The sequence below is a fragment of the Anaerotruncus rubiinfantis genome, assembly GCF_900078395.1.
In the GTDB taxonomy this organism is placed as follows: Bacteria; Bacillota; Clostridia; order Oscillospirales; family Ruminococcaceae; genus Anaerotruncus; species Anaerotruncus rubiinfantis.
The window spans coordinates 1,607,757-1,628,623 of sequence record NZ_FKLA01000009.1; the positions used below are offsets into that span (position 1 = coordinate 1,607,757).

Here is a 20,867-nt window from a genome sequence, read left to right on the forward strand (position 1 = left end):
GGAGGCCGCCCCCGAGCCTTCCGGCGAGGAGCCGGACGCGGTGTGAGCGTTAATCCTGTCGAGTGGCGCGGAGAAGGAATTCCCGCGCAATTTGGGTGGTACCACGGAAAACCGTCAAGACGCGCTTTTCGTCCCAATTCTGGGGCGAGAAGCGTTTTTTTGTCACTGTATCAAAAGCAAGGAGAGAGATAGACAAATGGAATGGACCGGACTCAACGAACTGCGTGAACAATTTTACCGTTTTTTTGAAGGAAAGGGGCATCTGCGCCTGCCGAGCTTCCCGCTCATGCCGCACGATGACGCGAGCCTGCTGCTGATCAACTCGGGTATGGCGCCGATGAAAAAATGGTTCCTTGGCGTGGAAACCCCGCCCAATAAACGGGTGGTGACCTGCCAGAAGTGCATCCGCACTCCGGACATCGAGAACGTCGGCAAGACCGCGCGCCACGGCACCTATTTCGAGATGCTCGGCAACTTCTCATTCGGCGACTACTTCAAGCATGAGGCTTGTGCCTGGGCCTGGGAATTCAGCACCAAAACGCTTGGCCTGCCGGTTGACCGGCTGTGGGTTTCGGTCTATGAGGACGACGACGAAGCGATCGAGATCTGGACCAAGGAGATCGGCGTCGATCCCAAACGGATTGTACGGCTTGGCAAGGAGGACAACTTCTGGGAGATCGGTTCCGGTCCCTGCGGCCCCTGCTCCGAAATCTATTTTGACCGCGGTGAAGAGTACGGCTGCGGCAAATCGGACTGTGCGCCTGGCTGTGACTGCGACCGGTATATGGAGTATTGGAATCTCGTTTTCTCTCAGTTTAATGGAGATGGAGAGGGTCACTATGAACGCATGGCCCACCCGAATATCGATACCGGCATGGGGCTTGAAAGGCTCGCCTGCATTATGCAGGGGGTGGACAACCTCTTCGAGGTGGACACCGTTCAGAATATTATGAAACATATCATGCGAATTGCCGGGGTGGAGTATCACAAGGATGCAAAGACCGACGTTTCGCTTCGGGTCATCACCGACCATATCCGCTCGACGACCTTTATGGTTTCGGACGGCATCCTTCCGCAGAACGAAGGCCGCGGCTATGTCCTGCGCAGGCTTCTGCGCCGCGCCGCGCGCCATGGACGGCTGCTCGGCATCACCGAGCCGTTCCTCTATAAGGTCTGTGAAACAGTCATCCAGGAGAACGCGGACGCTTATCCGAATCTTGTGGAGAACAGGGACTACATCATCAAGGTCATCAAGATCGAGGAGGAGCGCTTTGCCCGCACCATCGACCAGGGACTTGGACTTTTGAATTCAATTATCGACAAGGTTGAAGCCGAGGAGATGGGGCAGAAGGTCATGGCTGGCGCGGATGCGTTCAAGCTCTATGACACCTATGGTTTCCCGGTCGATCTGATCCGGGAAATCCTTGACGAGCGCAAGATCGCGCTTGACGAGGACGAATTCAACGCTCAAATGAACGCGCAGAAGCAGCGCGCCCGCGAGGCGCGCGCCGCGATGGGCGACCTTGGCTGGGAAGAGGACGTGCTTGCCGACCTGACCGGCAAGGAGCAGTTTGTCGGCTACGGCCAGACCGAAGCCGAGGCGAAGGTCATCGCGCTGGTGAAGGATAATCAGCGGGTTGACCGGCTGGAGGACGGCGATCTCGGCTCGGTGGTGCTCGACATCACCCCATTCTATGCGGAAAGCGGCGGCCAGGCGGGCGACAGTGGATTTATCAGCGTAGGAGGCAACGCCTTTAACGTCTACGACTGCAAAAAGTCGAAGGGCGGCCATATTGTCCATGTGGGAGAGATGAGCGTCGGAACCCTTTCGGTGGGCGACACGGTCAAGGCGGTCATCAATATCGACCGCCGCCGTGACATCATGCGCAATCACACCGCCTGCCATCTGCTGCAGGCCGCGCTGCGCAGCGTGTTGGGCGACCATGTGCATCAGGCGGGCGCCTTCTATGACGACAATGTCTGCCGGTTCGACTTCAGCCATTTCAGCGCCGTAAAACCGGAAGAGCTTCGCAAGGTCGAGGAGATTGTCAATGGAATGATCCTCTCTGCGATGGATGTCAAGGTGCAGGAAATGCCGCTGGAAGAGGCCAAAAAGCTCGGCGCGATGGCACTGTTCGGTGAGAAATACGGAGACATCGTCCGCGTCTGCGATATCGAGGGAAAATCGACCGAATTCTGCGGCGGCACACATCTGGACAACACTGCCAAAGTCGGCCTTTTCAAGATTGTGAAGGAATCCTCTGTCGCAGCCGGTGTGCGCCGCATCGAAGCGGTAACCGGCAAAAATGTGCTCAAATTTATCGATGAGCAGGCCGCGCTGATGGATCAGACTGCCGCGGCGCTTAAGGTGGGGAGCCATTCCGAGCTGCCGGTGAAGGCAGCGGCTGTCACCGCCGAGATCAAGGAACTGCAGAAGGAACTTGACAGCGTCAATGCGAAGATTGCGGAAGCGCAGTCGATGGGTATGTTTGAAAAGGCACAGGAGGTCGGCGGGCTGCGGATTGCGAATGCCCAGCTGACCGGCGCCAAAATCGAAGCGCTGCGCGCGATCGGGGACCGCGCCAAGGACATGAAGCCGGATATGGTCTGCGTGCTGACCACTGTCAACGACGGTAAGGCGACCATTTTGGTGGTTTGCGGCAAGGACGCGGTTGAAAAAGGCGCGCACGCCGGAAAGATCGTCAAGGAATTCGCGTCGCTTTGCGGCGGCAGCGGCGGCGGCCGTCCGGATTCCGCGATGGGCGGCACGACGGAGATCTTTAAAGTGGACGAAGCGATGGCGCAGTTGCCCGCCATCGTGCAGAAGATGATCAGATAAAAAGGAGGTTCACAGATGGACTGCCTGTTTTGCAAAATCATTGCCGGAGAAATTCCGAGCAAGAAGATCTATGAGGATGATTTGTGCTACGCTTTCCACGATATCGACCCAAAGGCGCCGGTACATTTCCTTGTGATTCCAAAGGAACACATCTCCGGCGCGAACAAAATTGACGACGCAAACTGCGCCGTTGTGGGCCACATCTTTGCGGTGATTGCAAAGATTGCGGATCAGCTCGGCTGCAATGGAGATTTTCGCGTGGTGAATAACTGCGGGCCGCAAGCGGGCCAGACGGTGGATCACCTGCACTTCCATGTGCTTTCCGGCCGCGACATGACCTGGCCTCCGGGCTGATTTGCTTCCCGTAAGGGGCTACTTTCTTGCTTGCCCAAGAAAGTAGCCAAAGAAGGGCACGCGGGGACACCCCGCGGCCCCGTGTGCGCGATTTTGTTGCCGCTTTGCGGCAAAGATCGCGCGCAATCTGCTTAGACAAAACGTTGTGCGCCGCGTTTGGCAGCCTGCTCGCCTGACGGCGAAGCGCGCTTACGCGCGACGGCTGCTCACGGGGGCTTTCCGCCCCCGTGTCCCCCGGCAAAGAGTCGTCTGCGACGACCCGCCGCCTTTGGTGGTGGATTCGGGATAAGGAACGCGGGACATATTTTCGCGCCCGGCGCGAAAATGTGCTGCGCGCAAAGCGGACAAACGGATTTAAAATGCGCGGCCCTGCGGGCCGCGCATTTTTCATATCGTCCGTTCTTATTGTGAACCAAAACGCTGGCTTCAACCCTGAACTTGCCCTTTCCAGCGCGGGGAGCGCAAAACGCCGGTTTCAGCTCTGCGCCTGACCTTTCCTGCGCGGGGAGCACAAAACGCCGGCTTCAGCCCTGAGCTGACCGTGTGTTGGGTGCGCTTGCGGCGCAAGTTTTGGCAAGGCGTCCGCGGGGTTTCCAAAGGGGCGGCTAGCCACTTTGGGGTGCTCTTTGGCTACTTTCTCGCACAAGCGAGAAAGTATGCCCGTGGGGCGCGGCGGAACGCGCCAGTGATTCTCAAGCGGCAAAGCCGCTTGATTCCCGTGCACGCGGTGGAATACGCAAAGCCGCCATCACCGCCGACGGGCGAAAAATGAAGGCCAGCAGCAAAAAGCTGCCGGCCTTTATTTTTTTCGTGGATAAGGGGTTTCTTCGTCTGTCCAATCCAAAAGAAAATCAAGACTGGTGTTGTAGAACTTCGCCAAGGTAAATAGATGGTCATAGGTGGGCATACGGACGCCGTGTTCATATTTTGACAGGAGGCTTTGGTCTATTCTGGTCTCAATTTGTACGGCAGTTTGCGTTAACTTCCGTTTCTCGCGGATTTTGCGTAAATTTGTCATTGCAATCACCTCATAGGACAATTATGTCATAAAATCTATTGACAATTAGTACAAATACGTACTATTTTTAACTATGAGGTGATAATGCGGAACGCGCAAGGCCGCCATCACCGCCGACCTTCGTTATGAAATAACTTTTTCCCAATTTGGGAAATTTTTCAAGTTTTCAAGAAAAGTATGATACAATCATAATCGTGATAGACATATGTTCTATAGATTTTTTGTATGAGGTGATTATGATGTTGCATCCAAGAATCAAAGAACTGCGCCTGGAGCGGGGGCTCAGCCAAAAGGAAGTGGCGGAAGCATTGGGCTGCTCGGAAAAATATTATGCCAAAATCGAGCAGGGGATCGACTTTAACTCGATTTATCTGCGCAGGCTTTCGCTGTTTTATGACGTTTGCGCGGACTATCTGGTCGGTTTCAGTGATGAGCGGCGGTGGAAATGAAAGAACCTATGGAATTTTCCAAAGAGATGTGGTACAATAGGACAGTATAAATTTCCATCAAAGGTGGTTATATTGTGAAAAGGACAGAAATCAAAAAGCTGTTCGCTTCGGTGCAGGACTATACCGCTGCGCCGGTGACCGTATGCGGCTGGGTCAAAACCATCCGCGATTCCAAATCGATCGGATTTATCGAGCTGAACGACGGCTCGTCGTTTCGAAACCTGCAGGTGGTTCTTTCGCAGGATAAACTCTCCAATTTCGCTGAGATCGTCAAATTGAACGTCGGCAGCGCGATTGTGGTGCGCGGTCCAGTCGTGCTCACCCCGGACGCGAAGCAGCCGTTTGAAATCCACGCAGAATCGGTCGAGGTGGAAGGCGCTTCCACTCCCGATTATCCGCTTCAGAAAAAGCGGCATTCGCTTGAATATCTGCGTACCATCGCGCATCTGCGCCCGCGCACCAACACCTTCGCGGCGGTTTTCCGCGTACGTTCGGTCGCGGCCTATGCGATCCACAAATTTTTCAATGAACGCGGCTTTATATACGCGCACACGCCGCTTATCACCGGCAGCGACGCCGAAGGCGCGGGAGAGATGTTCCGTGTGACCACGCTCGACCCGCAGAATCCGCCCCTTACCGAGGACGGTAAGATCGATTATTCCCAGGACTTTTTCGGCAAGGCGACCAACCTGACGGTTTCTGGCCAGCTCGAGGCGGAATGCATGGCGATGGCCTTCTCGAAGGTGTACACCTTTGGGCCGACCTTCCGTGCGGAAAATTCCTACACCGCCCGCCACGCGGCCGAATTCTGGATGATCGAGCCGGAGATTGCGTTCGCGGATCTCGCGGACGATATGGAACTCGCGCAGGATATGGTGAAGTACGTCCTTTCTTATGTGCTGGCTGAGTGCCCGGAGGAGATGCAGTTCTTCAACAATTTCTACGACAAGGGCCTCATCGAGCGGCTGCAGGGGATTGTTTCGTCCGATTTCGCCCGTGTCACCTATACCGAAGCGGTTAAAATCCTTGAACAGCATAAGGACGAGTTTCAATATCCGGTTTACTGGGGCTGCGATTTGCAGACCGAGCATGAGCGTTACCTCACCGAGCAGGTGATGAAGCGCCCGGTCTTTGTCACTGACTATCCCAAGGAGATCAAAGCCTTCTACATGCGGCTCAACGACGACGGCAAAACCGTTGCGGCGGTCGATCTGCTGGTGCCGGGCATCGGCGAGATCATCGGCGGAAGCCAGCGTGAGGAGCGGCTCGATGTGCTGCTTTCGCGCATGAAGGAGCTGAACCTCAATGAGGAGGATTACTGGTGGTATCTCGACCTCAGGCGGTTCGGCGGCACCAAACACGCGGGCTTCGGGCTCGGGTTTGACCGCCTCATCATGTATATTACCGGCGTGTCGAACATCCGCGATATCCTGCCGTTCCCGCGCACGACCGGAACGGCGGAATTTTAAGATGAACCGGCAGCTTCAAACGCTGACCGAAACCCTCACACAGCTTGCCGCCGGCGGCGGGCTGTGTGTTGCGTTTTCGGGCGGAGTTGACAGTTCGCTTCTCGTGAAGCTCGCGTGCGGCGCGGGTATCCCGGTGCACGCAGTTACCTTCGACAGTACCCTGCAGCCCGCTGCCGACGCCCCGCAGGCCGCAAAACAGGCGGCTTCCTACGGCGCGAAGCATGTTCTGCTGCGGTGCGACCCGCTTTCGGACGAAGTGGTCCGGATGAACCGAAAGGAGCGCTGTTATCGCTGCAAATACGCGCTTTTCGTACGGCTGCGTGAATATGCGGCCGAACAGGGCTTTGCAGCGGTGATCGACGGCACAAACGCGGACGACCTGTCGGAATACCGGCCGGGCCTGCGGGCCCTGCGGGAGCTTTCAATTGTGAGCCCGCTCGCTGAGCTTGGCATCACCAAGGCGATGGTGCGGGAATTTGCAGCGGAGATCGGGCTCGATGTTGCCAAAAAACCGTCATCGCCCTGCCTGGCGACCCGGTTCCCTTACGATACGCTTCTCACAGAGCAGGAGCTTTCCCGCGCTGGAAAAGCGGAGGCGCTTCTGCGTGGATTCGGGTTTCTGACTGTCCGCGCGCGGGTACATGGGGAGCTTCTGCGGATCGAAGTGCCGCTTGAACAGCTTGCGCAAGCCGTTCAATGCGCCGGGGAGCTTGTCCCCGCGATGCGCGCGCTTGGCTTTTCCCAGGTCACGCTTGACCTCGCAGGCTTTCGCAGCGGAAGCTTCGATGGGAAGTAGGGAGGATACATATGGAGATCAAAACGCTGTTGGAACAGGTGCGCGCGGGTGAAATCACGGTCGCGCAGGCGCAGAAATATATTGAAAAACTCCCTTATGAGGAGCTCGATTTTGCAAAACTCGACCATCATCGGCTGATGCGCAGCGGTTTTGGGGAAACGGTGTTCTGCCAGGGCAAAACGCCCGGGCAGTGCGCTGAGATCTTCGCGCGCTTTGCCGGGATGGGGGAGAACGCGCTCGGCACCCGGGCCGATCCGGCGCACTATGAAGCGGTGAAAGTTGTTCTGCCGGACGCGGTCTACCACGAACGGGCGCGCACCATTGCCCACACCTGCAATCCGGTGGAGCCGATCGGATGCGTCGCCATCTGCACCGCGGGCACCTCGGACATCCCGGTGGCGGAGGAGGCCGCGCTCACTGCGGAGTTTTTCGGGGCGAAGGTCGAGCGGGTCTTTGACGTGGGTGTGGCGGGAATCCACCGGCTGTTCGCAGAGATGGACCGCATCCACACGGCAAACTGCGTCGTTGCCTGTGCCGGGATGGAAGGGGCGCTCGCGAGCGTCATCGGCGGGCTTGTGAGCGTACCGGTGGTGGCGCTGCCAACCAGCATTGGCTATGGCGCGAGCTTTCACGGGCTTTCCGCGCTGCTCACCATGCTCAATTCCTGTGCGGAAGGGGTCGCAACAGTCAACATTGACAACGGCTTCGGCGCGGGCTACCTTGCGGCGCAAATCAACAGGCTCGCTTGCCGGGGAAAATAATTGCTGGAGACGGAGGGGGAACAATGACAAGATAGCTTCGACGCGGCAAATCGATCTATCTGTTTTTGGTGTTCTCCATGACTTTTATGCTGGCGCGGATATCTTTGGGCGCGGTGCGCGACCTGTCGCGGACTCTGCTCACGGTGCCTGTGCCGCGATGGGAGGAATCGACCACATGAAAACACTTTATCTGGAATGTTATTCGGGTATCAGCGGCGATATGACGGTGGCCGCGCTGCTCGACCTGGGCGCGGATGAACAGAAACTGCGTGCCGCGCTCGCAAGCCTTGGCGTGGGCGGTTACCACCTGCACACCGGCCGGGTGACAAAACGCGGAATCTCCGCGTTTGATTTTGACGTGCATCTGGAGGCGCAGGAACATCCGCATGAGCATCATCATATGGACGGACATGACCATACCCACGCGCATGAACATCCCCACGATCACAGCCATGATCACACGCATGATCACAGTTGCGGGCATGCGCACGAGCATCGTAATTTTGCGGATATCGTTGCGATTATCAACCGCGGAGCGCTGACCCCGCGCGCCAAAGAGCTGGCAAAGCAGATCTTTGCGCTGGTTGCAAAGGCGGAGTCGAAGGTGCACGGCCTGCCGGTGGAAGAGGTGCATTTCCATGAGGTCGGCGCGGTGGATTCGATCGTAGATATTGTTGCGGCCGCTTTCTGTCTCGACAACCTGGGGATTGAAAAGGTCTACTGTTCGCCGCTTTACGAAGGGACTGGAACGGTGAAGTGCCAGCATGGGATCATGCCGGTTCCCGCGCCCGCGACAGCGGAAATCATCGCGTCGAGCAGCCTTTCAATGACCATCACCGACAATTTCGGGGAGATGGTGACCCCGACCGGCGCGGCGATTGCGGCGGCGGTATCCGCCGGCGCGCCGCCCAAAAGTTTTTCGATTCTGAAGACTGGCTACGGTGCGGGCAAGAAGGAATTCGAGCGTGCGAACGTGCTGCGCGCGCACCTTATTGAGGAGCGGAGGGAAGGATCGTCCGACGGGGTGGTGAAACTCGAGTGCAACATCGACAACATGACCGGTGAACAGCTCGGATATGCGATGGAGCAGCTATTTGACGCCGAGGCGCTCGACGCATGGTTTACGCCCATCCAGATGAAAAAAAACCGCCCGGCGGTGCTGCTTTCGGTGCTTTGCAGGCCGGACAGGCTCGAAAAACTGACCGCCTGCATCCTGGCCCACACCGGAACGATCGGCGTGCGGTACACGCCGATGCGGCGGATAGAGATGCAGCGGGAAGCGGATGAGGTGCAGACCGCTTACGGCGCGGTGAAGGTGAAGCGCAGCCGCTGGGGAGCGGTCGAAAAAACGGCGGTGGAGTATGAAAGCGCACGGGAAAAGGCGCGGGAATGGGATGTGCCCATTTCGGAAATCTACCGCGCGGCCCGGTCCGAAAAGTGACAATTAGGAATCAGTGGAAATGGAAAGGTGCAGGAATGCGGCTGAGCATTCCTGCACCTTGTGCATTTTTAGCGGTCTATCTCATTTTGACACATACTTTTTCGTGCTGTTTTCTGAATTTTGCAGGATTAAAAAATTCAACTTGCAAACCATGGAGTGTTGTCATATACTATTATGAGGATTAAGGCAGAATTTGGCGGCTGCCTATGCAGAGATGAAGGATTTTTGGGAAAACATATTCTTGAAGATAGTGGAGGTCAACATTATGGCAACTTACAGTGCGCTTTCCCGCCCGGAGCTTGAAGCGCTGCACCGCGAGCTGGTAAAGCGGTATGACGCTTTCAGGGACAGAGGGCTGAAATTGGATATGTCCCGCGGCAAGCCTGCCGCTGACCAGTTCGATCTGGTGAAGGGGATTCTGGACGTGGTGAATTCCGAATCGTCTCCTTATGCGTCTGACGGCGTGGACTGCCGCAACTACGGCGATCTGGATGGTATTCCAGAGTGCAAAGCGCTCTTCTGCGAGATGCTCGGCGTGAGTTTCGATGAGGTTTTTATCTGCGGAAACTCGTCGCTTTCGATCATGTACGACGCAATCGGAAAAATGATTCTGCATGGTGTGCGTGAAGGCGCGACTGCCTGGTGCAGGCTGCCAAAGGTGAAGTTCCTCTGTCCTGCGCCGGGATACGACCGTCATTTCGCAATCACCGAATGTTACGGCATCGAGATGATCCCGGTTGAAATGACCCCGGACGGCCCGGATATGGATACCGTGGAAAAGCTGGCCGCCAGTGATGAAAGCGTCAAGGGCATCTGGTGCGTCCCGAAATATTCAAACCCGCAGGGTATCACCTATTCGGATGAAACGGTCCGCCGCCTGGCGCGGATGAAAACCGCGGCCAGCGATTTCATCATCATGTGGGACAATGCCTACGCGGTGCATGACCTCTATCCCGACCGTCGTGACCAGGTGCTGAACATCCTGGACGAATGCAAAAAAGCCGGCGACCCCGACCGGGTTATGATGTTTGCCTCCACTTCAAAAATTACCTATGCGGGCTCCGGCGTCGGCGCGTTTGCCTGCTCGCCGAACAATATGAAGCGCATGAAAAAGTTGATTTCAATCCAGACGATCGGCTTTGATAAGATCAATATGCTGCGCCATGCGCGTTATTTTAAGAATATGGACGGTATCATGGCCCATATGGACAGACAGGCAGAGCTGCTGCGCCCGAAGTTCAAAGCGGTGCTTGACGCGTTCGACCGGGAGCTTGCGGGCAAGGGAATTGCCGAATGGCTGAATCCGAACGGCGGTTACTTCATCTCGCTCGATGTGATGGATGGCTGCGCCAAACGGGTGGTGCAGCTTTGCCGGGACGCTGGCGTCACCCTCACCCCGGCGGGCGCGAGCTTCCCTTACGGGAAGGACCCGCGCGACCGCAATATCCGCGTCGCGCCGACCTATCCGACGGTGGAGGAGCTGACCCTTGCCGTCGATCTGCTCTGCATCTGCGTGCAGCTTGCCGCGGTGGAAAAATTGCTGCGGGAGCAGACCTTCTGATGTTGTTTTCCTTTGGCCATCGGCCCGGACTTTTGTACGGCGGACGATCTTTTCATCGTCCGCCGTTTGTGGTATACTTTTTGCATTGAGGCTTAATTTGGAAAGGATGTTAAAATATGAGCGACAGAACCGACCGTTACGAAAGCCCGTTTTGTACGCGGTATGCAAGCGATGAGATGCAATATGTATTCTCAGCGGACAACAAATTCAAGACCTGGCGCAAACTTTGGATTGCGCTTGCAAAGGCCGAACAGAAGCAGGGCCTTGCCATCACCGACGAACAGATCGCGGAGCTGGAAACCCATGCGGAGGACATCAATTACGAGGTTGCCGTCGAGCGGGAGAAACTGGTCCGCCATGACGTGATGAGCCATGTCTATGCCTACGGCATGCAGTGCCCGAAGGCGAAGGGGATCATCCATTTGGGGGCGACGAGCTGCTATGTGGGGGATAACACCGATATCATCGTCATGCGGGAAGGCCTGCGGATCGTCCGCCGCAAACTGATCAACGTCATCTCGCTACTTTCTGATTTCGCCATGAAATATAAGGACCTGCCGGCGCTCGCCTACACCCACCTGCAGCCGGCGCAGCTCACCACCGTCGGCAAACGCGCGACGCTGTGGGTAAATGAACTGATGATGGATTTGGCGGAGGTGGAGCATCGCATCGCGGATCTGAAGCTGCTGGGCAGCAAGGGCACCACCGGAACCCAGGCGAGCTTCATGGAGCTTTTTGACGGGGACGGTGAAAAGGTCAAGGCCTGCGAGATGGACATCGCCCGGATGATGGGTTTTGACGCGGTCGTGCCGGTTTCGGGCCAGACCTATTCGCGCAAGGTGGATTCCTACGTCTGTTTCGCGCTCGCAGGCATTGCGCAGAGCGCAAGCAAGTTCTCGAACGACCTGCGCCTTCTGGCAAACTTCAAGGAGATGGAGGAGCCATTTGAGAAAAACCAGATCGGTTCGTCCGCGATGCCGTATAAACGCAATCCGATGCGTTCTGAACGGATCACGTCGTTGGCGCGGTATGTGATGGCGGACTCTTTGAACCCGCAGTTCACCGCGGCGACCCAATGGTTCGAGCGCACGCTCGACGACAGCGCGAACAAACGCATCGCGGTCGCGGAGGCCTTCCTCGCGGTTGACGCGATCCTGGGGATTATGCTGAACGTCTGCGACGGGCTGGTGGTCTATCCGAAGGTGATCGAGCAGCGCCTGCGCCGGGAACTGCCGTTTATGGCGACTGAGAACATCATGATGCAGGCGGTCAAGAAGGGCGGCGACCGTCAGGAGCTGCATGAGCGTCTGCGGGAGCACTCGCTGGCCGCCGCGAAGGTGGTCAAGGAGGAGGGCGGTGAGAACGACCTCATCGAGCGCATCTGCGCCGACAGCGTCTTTAACCTTTCGCGCAGTGAGATTGAAGGGGTGCTTGACCCGAAGGAATTCACAGGCCGCAGCGCCGAGCAGGTGGAGGAGTACATCCGGGATGTTGTCGGGCCGGTGCTCGAGCAGAACAGGGAGATTCTCGGCGAACGCGCGCAGCTTTCGGTTTAAAAATTTACAGACTGGGAAGCATAGCCGCTGAACGCTGCGGTTTTGAACCTATGCCACAGGCGGAACCGTGCCTTTGGACGGTGCGGTTTCAATGCGCAGTTTTCCCACAGACGCGAAGCGCGCTGCGGGAAAAAGGACGGCCTGCCGCCGCTTTGCAGCGGCGGGCCGTGTGAATCTGAAAAATCAATTGACTTTTGGATATAATTCCAATATAATTGTAAAAGTGCCGCATTGTGACATACAGTGCGAATTCGCATGGAATGAGGAACCATATCAACCGCAGAACGGGATGCTGAACTGCGGTTGTTGTCTGTGTTTGCAGATATGGTTGCAAGGAGGACAAGCAGATGAAAAAAGTTGGAAAGCCGACGTTCTTTGTAGTTCTTGCATTGATCGTTGTGCTTGCCGGGCTGTCATTCTTCGGGATTCATGCGTCCTATGGCGATATACCCAGTACGTATATCAAGGGCGCAGGGGATATCCGTTGGGGCATCGACATCCGCGGAGGCGTCGACGTGACGTTCAGCCCGGAAGAAGGCTACGATGCCACAGATGACGAGATGGCCGCGGCGGAATCTATCATCAAGGTGAGGCTCGTGTCGCAGAATATCACCGACTCGGAAGTTTACACCGACTACAACCGTGACAGAATTATCGTCCGTTTCCCCTGGAAGGAAGGGGAAACCGACTTTAACCCTGAGAAGGCTGTCAAAGAGCTCGGCGAGACCGCGCTTCTGACCTTCCGGGAAAACATGGACGGCCCGGTCGTCCTCGAAGGCAAGGATGTGGAATCTGCCACCGCGGGGATGGATCAGGAAACTGGGCAGTATATCGTTCAGCTGAAACTGAAGCCCGAAGGAGCCCAGGCATTCTCCGAAGCGACTGGGCGCCTGGTTGGGCAGACCATCTCGATCTGGATGGATGAAACCAATATCAGCGCCCCGACGGTAAACTCCCAGATCCCGAACGGCGAGGCCCAGATCACCGGGCGCTTTACCGCGGAGGAAGCAAAAGCTCTGGCGGATAAGATCAATGGCGGCGCGCTGCCCTTCAAGCTCGTGACCGAGAACTATTCCTCGATTTCCCCGACGCTCGGCATGGGCGCGCGTGACGCGATGGTCACCGCGGGCATCATCGCATTCATCCTGGTTTCGATCTACATTATCGCGCTTTACCGCCTGCCCGGCGTGATCGCCTGCATCGCGCTGCTCGGCCAGGTCGCGGGTTCGATTGCGTGCATCTCGGGATTCTTCCCGAACGCGCCGTCCTTCACCCTGACGCTGCCCGGCATCGCCGGTATTATCCTGTCGATCGGTATGGGCGTTGATGCGAACGTCATCACTTCCGAACGCATCAAGGAGGAACTGCGCATCGGAAAAACAATCGACGGCGCGGTCGACTCCGGCTTCCAGCGGACCTTCTCCGCGATCTTCGACGGAAACATCACCACGATTATCGTTGCGGGCGTCCTGATGGGGGCGTTCGGCCCTCCGGGATCGATCCTTGCGAAGATCCTTGCGCCGATCTTCAGCTGGTTTGGACCTTCCGCTACCGGCGCGGTTTATTCCTTCGGTTTCACGCTGGTTGTGGGCGTTATCTTCAACCTGCTGATGGGCGTCCTGGCGTCCCGTCTGATGCTCAAATCCATCTCCAAGTTCAAGGCGTTTAAGAAACCGTGGCTGTATGGAGGTGCGAAGGCATGAAAAAGACCTATGATATCGTAGGACGTAAAAAGCTCTGGTTTACCATTCCGCTTGTCGTCCTCGTGATTACTTTGCTGGTATCGGCTGTCTTTGGTGTCGAGCTTGATATCAATTTCCGCGGCGGTTCGATCGTCACCTATTCGTTTGAAGGCGATGTGGATCAGGGCGCGTTCCAGGAGACAATCCAGGGCGCCCTTGGCCAGCAGATCGGCCTGCAGCGGCAGGAGGATGTCGTCACCGGAAGGGTGAACTATGTCGCGACCCTGTCCTCCAAGGAGGGCGTCACGCCGGAAAAGCAGATGGAGATCACTTCCGCGCTGCAGCAGAAATTCTCCGGCAACAATGTGGAGGTCGTTGAGACCAGTAACGTCGATCCGGCGATCGGCCGCGATTTCTTCGCGAAATCGATGGTTGCGGTTGCGGCGGCAGCTGTGTTGATGATCTTGTATATCGCTTTCCGTTTCCGGAAGATGGGCGGCTGGTCGGCCGGCGTTTTTGCGACGGTTGCGCTGATGCATGACGTCATGTATGTGTTTGCGACCTTTGTGCTGCTCAGGTTCCCAATTGGCGACAGCTTCATCGCGGTCGCGCTGACCATCCTTGGTTATTCGATCAACGCGACGATCGTCATCTATGACCGTATCCGTGAAAACGAGCGTTCGATGGGCAGCAAGGAAACACTGGACGAAGTGGTCAACAAATCGATCAACCAGTCGCTGGCGCGTTCGATCAACACGACCGTTTCCACCGTCATTGCGGTCGGTACCGTCTGCGTGATCTGCTACATTTTCCACGTGGAATCGATCCTGATCTTCACGCTGCCGATGATGATCGGTATGCTGGCGGGCGCGTATTCCTCGGTCTGTATCGCGGGTCCGCTGTGGGTGACTTGGCAGGATCGCAAGGCTGCGAAGAAAAAACTTCAGAAATAAACCCATCAAGCCGCCGGCAATTCCGGCGGCTTGATTTTTTTGACCTCATTTTCCGGTGGCGCGATGATGTTTAATTTGCTATAATGTTGTCAGGCTGATTACTTGCGGCCGGAAAGGGGTATCCCATGTTAGCTGGCATCTCCACCTCAACCTTTTACCCGGAGCTGACTGAAAACGCATTGCGGCAGCTGGCGGTTTTTGGCGTTCAGGCCGCTGAGGTGTTTTTCAATTCCTTTTCTGAACTGGAGGAAGGATATGTGCGGGAACTTTCCCGGATCGCCCAGGACGGCGGTGTGAAAGTCCTTTCCATACATCCGTTCATGTCGGGCCTGGAGCCGCTCCTGTTCTTTTCAGACTACCGGCGCCGCTTTGACGATGCCGTGGAGTTCTATAAACGTTTTTTCCACGCGGCCAACCTGCTGGGAGCGAAAATCCTCGTATTCCACGGCAACCGCCGTGAAAGCGTGCGGACCTGGCCGGAATATTTTGATCTGTTTGGGGAGCTGATGGAAGCGGGGCAGCGGATGGGAGTCACGGTAGCGCAGGAGAACGTACCGCGCTGCCAGAGCTACTGTCCGGAGTTTTTCAAAGCGATGACCGATTACTTGCCTGAAGCGCGTTTTGTGCTCGATACCAAACAGTGTATTCGAGCGGGGTATACGGCGCTGGAGATGGCGCAGGCGATGGGTGACCGGGTGCTGCATGTGCATATCAGCGATTACGACGAAACGCATGACTGCCTGCCAGTGGGAAGGGGACGGCTCGATCTGGGGGCTCTTTTGCAGACGCTGGCGGGATATGGTTTCGACGGCGGCGTATTGCTTGAGCTCTACCGGCAGAATTACGGAGGGTACGAGGAGCTCTGGGAGAGCTATGATACCATCTTATCGGCTATACGCAAGGCATGCTGAAACAGACGGGCAGAGTAAGCTTTTTGAATTCACATTCAAATTAAAAGAAGCCCCGCTAGGTGAGCGGCTGACGATGAGTGAGGTTAGCCTGTTTACGGGCAGCGAGGAATAATCTCTGCGCGGATGGCAGACCGCATTACACGTTTAGCGTGTAAGCGAGAAATCGAGGGCTTTGCCCGCATGTGAAATACCCCCGGCTATGCCGGGGGTATTTCACATGCGGATCATTTTTGGCGCGCACCAGGCAGCGAGGGGGAGTCGGCTAAGTCGCGCTGGGGTGGATCGCTATCCGTTTGGTCCAATCGGATGGGGCATTGCGCAGAAGATCATCAGACTGCAAATTTTTTCTCACTTGGAGCGGGTAACGCTCGAGATAGACACGTCGAAAGGCTTACGGACGATCGAAAATAATTCGTTCCTTTTTCTCCGCTTGGGATATCCATTGTGTGCCTCCTGCCGGGCAGATCCTGTCCGATAAGCCGGATGCCGTCCCACGTTCCATCCGTATCCGTTCGTATTATAGTCCAGGACGCGGAGCCTTTTCAGTGGGCGTGGGGACCATCTGCATAAACAACTTCCCAAGCGGAGGACGGTGGGGAAGTTCCAATGTGTTTAGGATGTGCCAAAGGGTGCACTGGTTGCTGGTGACGACCGGGCGGCCGAATTCCGCCTCGATCGATTCGATGTGGTCGAGGACCTTGAATCCGGCGCAGCTGATGAAGATGGTGTCCGCCTCAGGGGTGAACACCTCGCGCACGAGCGCGCGTATCTCATCAATCGGGATCTGCGGAACACGCGGGGTGTCGTTGATGTTCATCCCTTTGAGAGCGAGCACCTCATAGCCGCTTTTGGTAAAAAAATCATATTCGATCCTGTTGACCGAATCCGGGTAGGGAGTGGCCATCACCAGTTTGTGGGAGTCAAGCGCTGCGAGCGCCGCGAGCACAGCGGTCGTGGTGGTCACAGTGCGCACGCCGGTGAGCTGTTCGAGCCGCTCGCTGACCGCGCGGTCGTAACCGATGCCGCCGATGAAACTGCCGGAGGTGCAGCAGAAAACGATGAGTTCCACTCCCTGTGCTGCGAGCCGGGAGGCCGCGCCGTCGATCGCTTCGCTGAATTTTCGGATACCTCTTGCGCCCATGTCGAAGAGTTCGACCAGTTCGGTGATGAGCGCATACCCTGCGGGAAGATGGCTGCGCATCTCCTCCTCTGGATTTTTGATACCGCCTCCCCCGGGCGAACCGGGGGAGATTAAGCCGATCTTTCTGTCCATACGGTCCTCGCTTTCCGTCGCCTCAGCGGTGAAGAATGTGGCTGATGGCGGAGACGTCCGGCACCTCTTCGAGGGCCTGCAGGATGCGAACGCCCTCTTCGACCTTCTCATCGGGGAGGGAAACGCCGGCCTGGATGCGGTACCGGTCGGAGAGTTCCTCCCAGCTCAGCATCTTTTTGGGATGTCCGGGCAGGCAGTCCATGCTGTCAGAATAGACTTTGCCGTCCTTGGTGGTGATGGTGAGCGTCTTTTTCGGAAAGGTGCCCTCCTTCATGATGTCGAACGAACCGACAAGGGTATGTTCCTTGGAGGGGCCGCCCTTCACCTTGGATGCGAGTGAAAGCACTCTGGGGTTCTTCATATTCTCGCGGGAGTACCAGTGAGCGCCGGGACGCGGATCGCAGAGCATTGCGGCGATGCAGAAGGGAATACTGAACTGCGCGTGGGTGAGGGAGGAGTAGCCGTCGGGTGAGAAAGCCATGCGCAGCTGGGTGGGCGGATCGATGACGATCTCTGCAATGTCGTCGGGCTGAATGCCGTTTTCAGTGGTGATCTTGTGGGCGAGCTCCATAGGGGTCTGGTTCCACATGTTGGCCGGCCAGTGCTTGAGCAGCGTCTCCATAATGAGGTACCGCTCGCCGAGGTCCTTGAGATACCATTCGGGGTGGGAGTTGGCGGTCATGTGCACCTCATAGGCGGCGGGATCGTCGAAGCAGTCCATAAAGTTCTCCACCCCGCCTTTGGCGGCGAGCGTCAGCGCGACGCCGTCGCGTGCCCGGAAGCCGTGCAGATAGTGGTAGGCATCGGACATGGTCGTGTGGCAGAGGCTTGCGGTGATCGGGCTGCAGGCGGTGCCGAAGCCGAGCGCCTGGTTGATCTGGTCGGGGTCTAAGCCAAGCAGTTTGCAGGCCGGCACGACGCAGGCGAACATCTGCCAGCTGGTGAGCCCCCAGCCGTTGCTGTCGTCGGGGTCGTCCACTACCATGGCGATGCGCTGGTAGACCTCATAGGCGGCGACCACAGCGGTGATGAGATCCTTGCCGGACTTCTTCTGGCCCTCAGCGACGGCCCAGGCCACCGGAACCGCGCCGGCCGATGGATGGCCGGTCCAGGAGCAGTCCTCCCAGTCGAGCAGGTCGGAGAGGGTGCCGTTGACAAAGGCAGCGTTCACCATGCTGAGCTTCGACCCATCAATCCAGACGGTGGCGTCCCCGCCGCCTGGGCCGTTATACTGCTTGCCGACGGAGATGGCCGCCTTGGCCAGCGGCACCTCAGGAGCGGCAAGCGCGACGCCGATTGTCTGCATAATAATCTTTTTGGCGCGGTCGGTCACTTCGGCGGGCAGATCCTCATAACGCAGATGATGGATGTATTCCGCGAGTTTCTGGGTGTAATCGGTTTTGATTTCATGAAAACTGAAATGCATTTTTCCTCGCTCCTTATCAGATGGTTTGCCCTTTATTACAGCAAATTCCGTGCCACCTAAGGAAAACGTGGTTCGTCCGGCGGGATTCCGCACAGGAGCGGCAGCTTTGTCCCCAAATTGAAAAGGGGAGCCATCCCCTTTATCCCAAATAGCAATAGAATTGGGATTCTTCGGATGGCTCGCCCGTTATATGGTTTCCGTTTCTCCGGCCTTCATGGCCCGCAGGCCCCGCTCGGTGATACGGGTACCCTGACGGCCCTGGTGAATCTCGACGAGCTGCATGCGCTCCATGTCTTCAAGCAGCTTGCGGATCATCATTTCGGAAAAAAACTGTCCCTGCTTGTCAAAATAGAGCTTCAGTTTGCGCCGGCCGATGCCGATGCCAAGGGAATTGAAATTGTCAATCGCGCGCAGCAGCGCGACACAGCGCGCGCGGTAATCGCTGTCGCAGCCTTCAAAGATCGCCCCCTCCTGCGGTTTCCTGACGGGCGCGGGCGGTTCGGCGGAATAGCCGCTGCGTATGTAGGAAGGGAGATGCTCCTCCTGGATTTCGGGGATGTTGAGATTGAAGAGGTACTCCATACAGTTTTGCAGCTCGCGCACGTTCCCTTCGAACGGGTGGTTTACAACCCGTTCGAGCGCGGCGGGGGAGAATTTGATCTGCGTGTGTCCCAGCTCCATGAAATACTGCATCAGAAACTCGATGTCGCATTTGCGCTCGGAGAGCGGCGGGATTTTCAAAAAAAGCACATTCAGCCGGTAGAACAGGTCGTTGCGGAAGGTGCCCTCCTTGACCATGCGGTAGATATCCTTATTGGTGGCGGCGATGATCCGCACGTCGATAGGAATGGTGTTCTCGCCGCCGACCCGGACGACCTCCTTCTCCTGCAGGACGCGCAGCAGCCGCACCTGCAGATGCAGCGGCATGTCCCCGATTTCGTCAAGGAAGAGGGTGCCCTTGTGGGCGAGCTCGAACACTCCCTGCTTGCCCTCCTTCTTCGCGCCGGTGAAGGTGCCGCCCTCGTAGCCGAAAAGCTCGCTCTCCATCAGCGATTCGACGATCGCGCCGCAGTTGATGGCGATGAAGGGGAACTGCCGGCGGCGGGAGCTGTTGTGGATGGCCTGGGCAAAGAGCTCCTTGCCCACGCCGGTCGGCCCGAGGATCAGTACGTTGCTTTCAGCCTTGGCAATGCGGCGAGCGATGCTCTTGCACTCAATGATTGCGTCGCTTACGCCGATGATGTCCTCAAATTTATATTTGGCGGTGTGCTTGCGATGGATGACCTGGCGGCGCAGATTCTCTTGACGCTTCTCCTCGTCCCAGTACTTTGACATGCGCATCAGGCCGATCTGGGAGTTGTGATGATAGTTGATGCTGATGTTGACGACATAGTGGCTGTCGTTGAAGAGGACCACCCGTTCCTCCTTGAAGTCGGCGGGGGTCAGCGTCTCCATGAAAGGAAAAATTTTATGCAGGCTCTTCCCGATCAAGTGCTCCTGCGGGATGCTGGTGATCTTTTCGATATAGCTGTCGCAGTATTCGATGACAAACTCGCTCGAGAAGCAGAGCACGCCCTCCTGTACGGAGGAAACTTTTTTATAGTCCCCGGAGAGTGAGTTTTCAACGACAAGGTCGTTGGTGAAGGCGCGGTAGTGGGTGCACATCTCCTTGAAGTAGCGCTGAAAGGTCGTGGTGGTGACGATTTCAGGCATCTCGAGACAGAGCGCGATCTCGAGGACGGTGGCGATGCTGAAATGGCTGCGGTCTATCCCGATGGCCACTCGTTTGTCCCGGTCGGGGAGGGAAGGGTGGCCGAAGGCGACGACGTATTTTTCAAGCCGCTCAGGGTCCATTCCTTCACTCCAGGCGGTCATGGCTTCCTTGCGTGCGCCGAGCTTCTCAAGCATCATCATCCGGCGGCGGGAGTTGACAAGCCCGCCTTCGCAGACGACGCTGATGGCGTGTTTCTTCTGGGCTTCGAGGATCTGTGAGAAGGAGGACTTCTCTATGGTGTAGGAAGCGATGACGAAGCCGACATCGGGGTTATCCATCGAACTGAAGGTCTGGTTCATATACGGACTGGTGGCGACCACCACGTCGGCTTCGATCGTGGGACGGTCGTTTTTTCCGGTCACCAGGTAGTCGACCTGCGCCATGCCCCCGAAGAGGACACGCAGTTCCTGGGCGTAGGAGTCGAGAAAGAGCGATTCGTAGCCGAAAATAACAATTTTTTTCAAATGTTCTACACCTCTGGGTCGAATTGGGGGGAATCCAAAAGAATCCCGCCTGTTTTTCAGTATAAAGCACCCGAGGGCGGGTGTCAAACCAAAATGGCAAATTTTTAATCCCTATAATCCCGTTTTCGGAGAAAATTGAG

Annotated in this window: 16 protein-coding genes; 12 read left to right on the forward strand and 4 right to left on the reverse strand. The window is 56.9% G+C overall.

The annotated features are described in order from the left end of the window. The first annotated feature begins 196 nt into the window (after window positions 1-196). Entirely contained in the window at window positions 197-2,839 is a 2,643-nt protein-coding gene (gene alaS, locus BN4275_RS13190; protein WP_066459069.1) for an alanine--tRNA ligase, read from the forward strand. Window positions 2,840-2,854: 15 nt separating this feature from the next. Further along, window positions 2,855-3,193, forward strand: coding sequence for a histidine triad nucleotide-binding protein (locus BN4275_RS13195; protein WP_066459071.1), 339 nt, complete (start codon window positions 2,855-2,857; stop codon window positions 3,191-3,193). A 799-nt stretch (window positions 3,194-3,992) separates the two neighbouring features. Here the strand turns inward: BN4275_RS13195 and BN4275_RS13205 are convergent. Further along, the gene (locus BN4275_RS13205; RefSeq protein ID WP_066459073.1) at window positions 3,993-4,211 is read right to left on the reverse strand and encodes a helix-turn-helix domain-containing protein; all 219 of its coding nucleotides are present in this window, start codon (window positions 4,209-4,211) and stop codon (window positions 3,993-3,995) included. A 239-nt stretch (window positions 4,212-4,450) separates the two neighbouring features. Between BN4275_RS13205 and BN4275_RS13210 the strand changes: the two genes are divergently transcribed. The 10 genes from BN4275_RS13210 (at window position 4,451) to BN4275_RS13255 (ending at window position 15,790) form a co-directional block, all read left to right on the forward strand. Continuing rightward, a complete protein-coding gene (locus BN4275_RS13210) occupies window positions 4,451-4,660 on the forward strand; it encodes a helix-turn-helix domain-containing protein (RefSeq protein WP_158572770.1) in 210 nt (69 codons plus the stop codon). A 71-nt stretch (window positions 4,661-4,731) separates the two neighbouring features. Beyond that, window positions 4,732-6,129 (forward strand): asparagine--tRNA ligase, encoded by a 1,398-nt coding sequence (gene asnS, locus BN4275_RS13215; protein ID WP_479722612.1) that lies wholly within the window; start codon window positions 4,732-4,734, stop codon window positions 6,127-6,129. 1 nt (window position 6,130) lies between these two features. Beyond that, the gene (gene larE, locus BN4275_RS13220; protein ID WP_066459080.1) at window positions 6,131-6,925 is read left to right on the forward strand and encodes an ATP-dependent sacrificial sulfur transferase LarE; all 795 of its coding nucleotides are present in this window, start codon (window positions 6,131-6,133) and stop codon (window positions 6,923-6,925) included. Between the two features lie 11 nt (window positions 6,926-6,936). Then, window positions 6,937-7,686, forward strand: a complete 750-nt coding sequence (larB, locus tag BN4275_RS13225) for a nickel pincer cofactor biosynthesis protein LarB (protein ID WP_066459082.1) — start codon at window positions 6,937-6,939, stop codon at window positions 7,684-7,686. Window positions 7,687-7,861: 175 nt separating this feature from the next. Further along, a complete protein-coding gene (gene larC / locus BN4275_RS13230; RefSeq protein ID WP_242863672.1) occupies window positions 7,862-9,127 on the forward strand; it encodes a nickel pincer cofactor biosynthesis protein LarC in 1,266 nt (421 codons plus the stop codon). Window positions 9,128-9,392: 265 nt separating this feature from the next. Then, window positions 9,393-10,688: an aspartate aminotransferase type Ic gene (locus BN4275_RS13235; RefSeq protein ID WP_066459084.1), complete on the forward strand. Its 1,296-nt coding sequence runs from the start codon at window positions 9,393-9,395 to the stop codon at window positions 10,686-10,688. A 116-nt stretch (window positions 10,689-10,804) separates the two neighbouring features. Beyond that, on the forward strand, window positions 10,805-12,244 hold the full coding sequence (purB, locus tag BN4275_RS13240) for an adenylosuccinate lyase (protein ID WP_066459090.1): 1,440 nt from the start codon (window positions 10,805-10,807) through the stop codon (window positions 12,242-12,244). A 347-nt stretch (window positions 12,245-12,591) separates the two neighbouring features. Then, window positions 12,592-13,947, forward strand: coding sequence for a preprotein translocase subunit SecD (locus BN4275_RS13245; protein ID WP_066459092.1), 1,356 nt, complete (start codon window positions 12,592-12,594; stop codon window positions 13,945-13,947). Next, window positions 13,944-14,879, forward strand: coding sequence for a protein translocase subunit SecF (gene secF / locus BN4275_RS13250; protein WP_066459094.1), 936 nt, complete (start codon window positions 13,944-13,946; stop codon window positions 14,877-14,879). The genes BN4275_RS13245 and secF overlap by 4 nt, the downstream gene beginning before the upstream one ends. A gap of 125 nt (window positions 14,880-15,004) precedes the next feature. After that, window positions 15,005-15,790, forward strand: a complete 786-nt coding sequence (locus BN4275_RS13255) for a sugar phosphate isomerase/epimerase family protein (RefSeq protein ID WP_066459100.1) — start codon at window positions 15,005-15,007, stop codon at window positions 15,788-15,790. A 517-nt stretch (window positions 15,791-16,307) separates the two neighbouring features. Here the strand turns inward: BN4275_RS13255 and BN4275_RS13265 are convergent. From BN4275_RS13265 to BN4275_RS13275, 3 genes are all read right to left on the reverse strand, one after another. Then, window positions 16,308-17,063 carry a maleate cis-trans isomerase family protein gene (locus BN4275_RS13265; RefSeq protein ID WP_079988271.1) on the reverse strand — a complete coding sequence of 252 codons (756 nt, stop codon included), beginning with the start codon at window positions 17,061-17,063 and terminating at the stop codon, window positions 16,308-16,310. Between the two features lie 22 nt (window positions 17,064-17,085). Beyond that, complete coding sequence (locus BN4275_RS13270; RefSeq protein WP_066459104.1) at window positions 17,086-18,489, reverse strand: MmgE/PrpD family protein; 1,404 nt, start codon at window positions 18,487-18,489, stop codon at window positions 17,086-17,088. A gap of 186 nt (window positions 18,490-18,675) precedes the next feature. Continuing rightward, on the reverse strand, window positions 18,676-20,727 hold the full coding sequence (locus BN4275_RS13275; RefSeq protein ID WP_066459106.1) for a sigma-54 interaction domain-containing protein: 2,052 nt from the start codon (window positions 20,725-20,727) through the stop codon (window positions 18,676-18,678). Window positions 20,728-20,867 lie beyond the last annotated feature (140 nt).

Excerpts from the sequence above, each read along its gene's own strand:
- alaS (WP_066459069.1), top strand. The coding sequence starts at position 197 with ATGGAATGGACCGGACTCAACGAACTGCGTGAACAATTTTACCGTTTT.
- BN4275_RS13195 (WP_066459071.1), top strand. The coding sequence starts at position 2,855 with ATGGACTGCCTGTTTTGCAAAATCATTGCCGGAGAAATTCCGAGCAAG.
- BN4275_RS13205 (WP_066459073.1), bottom strand. The coding sequence starts at position 4,211 with ATGACAAATTTACGCAAAATCCGCGAGAAACGGAAGTTAACGCAAACT.
- BN4275_RS13210 (WP_158572770.1), top strand. The coding sequence starts at position 4,451 with ATGTTGCATCCAAGAATCAAAGAACTGCGCCTGGAGCGGGGGCTCAGC.
- larE (WP_066459080.1), top strand. The coding sequence starts at position 6,131 with ATGAACCGGCAGCTTCAAACGCTGACCGAAACCCTCACACAGCTTGCC.
- larB (WP_066459082.1), top strand. The coding sequence starts at position 6,937 with ATGGAGATCAAAACGCTGTTGGAACAGGTGCGCGCGGGTGAAATCACG.
- larC (WP_242863672.1), top strand. The coding sequence starts at position 7,862 with ATGAAAACACTTTATCTGGAATGTTATTCGGGTATCAGCGGCGATATG.
- BN4275_RS13235 (WP_066459084.1), top strand. The coding sequence starts at position 9,393 with ATGGCAACTTACAGTGCGCTTTCCCGCCCGGAGCTTGAAGCGCTGCAC.
- purB (WP_066459090.1), top strand. The coding sequence starts at position 10,805 with ATGAGCGACAGAACCGACCGTTACGAAAGCCCGTTTTGTACGCGGTAT.
- BN4275_RS13245 (WP_066459092.1), top strand. The coding sequence starts at position 12,592 with ATGAAAAAAGTTGGAAAGCCGACGTTCTTTGTAGTTCTTGCATTGATC.
- secF (WP_066459094.1), top strand. The coding sequence starts at position 13,944 with ATGAAAAAGACCTATGATATCGTAGGACGTAAAAAGCTCTGGTTTACC.
- BN4275_RS13255 (WP_066459100.1), top strand. The coding sequence starts at position 15,005 with ATGTTAGCTGGCATCTCCACCTCAACCTTTTACCCGGAGCTGACTGAA.
- BN4275_RS13265 (WP_079988271.1), bottom strand. The coding sequence starts at position 17,063 with ATGGACAGAAAGATCGGCTTAATCTCCCCCGGTTCGCCCGGGGGAGGC.
- BN4275_RS13270 (WP_066459104.1), bottom strand. The coding sequence starts at position 18,489 with ATGCATTTCAGTTTTCATGAAATCAAAACCGATTACACCCAGAAACTC.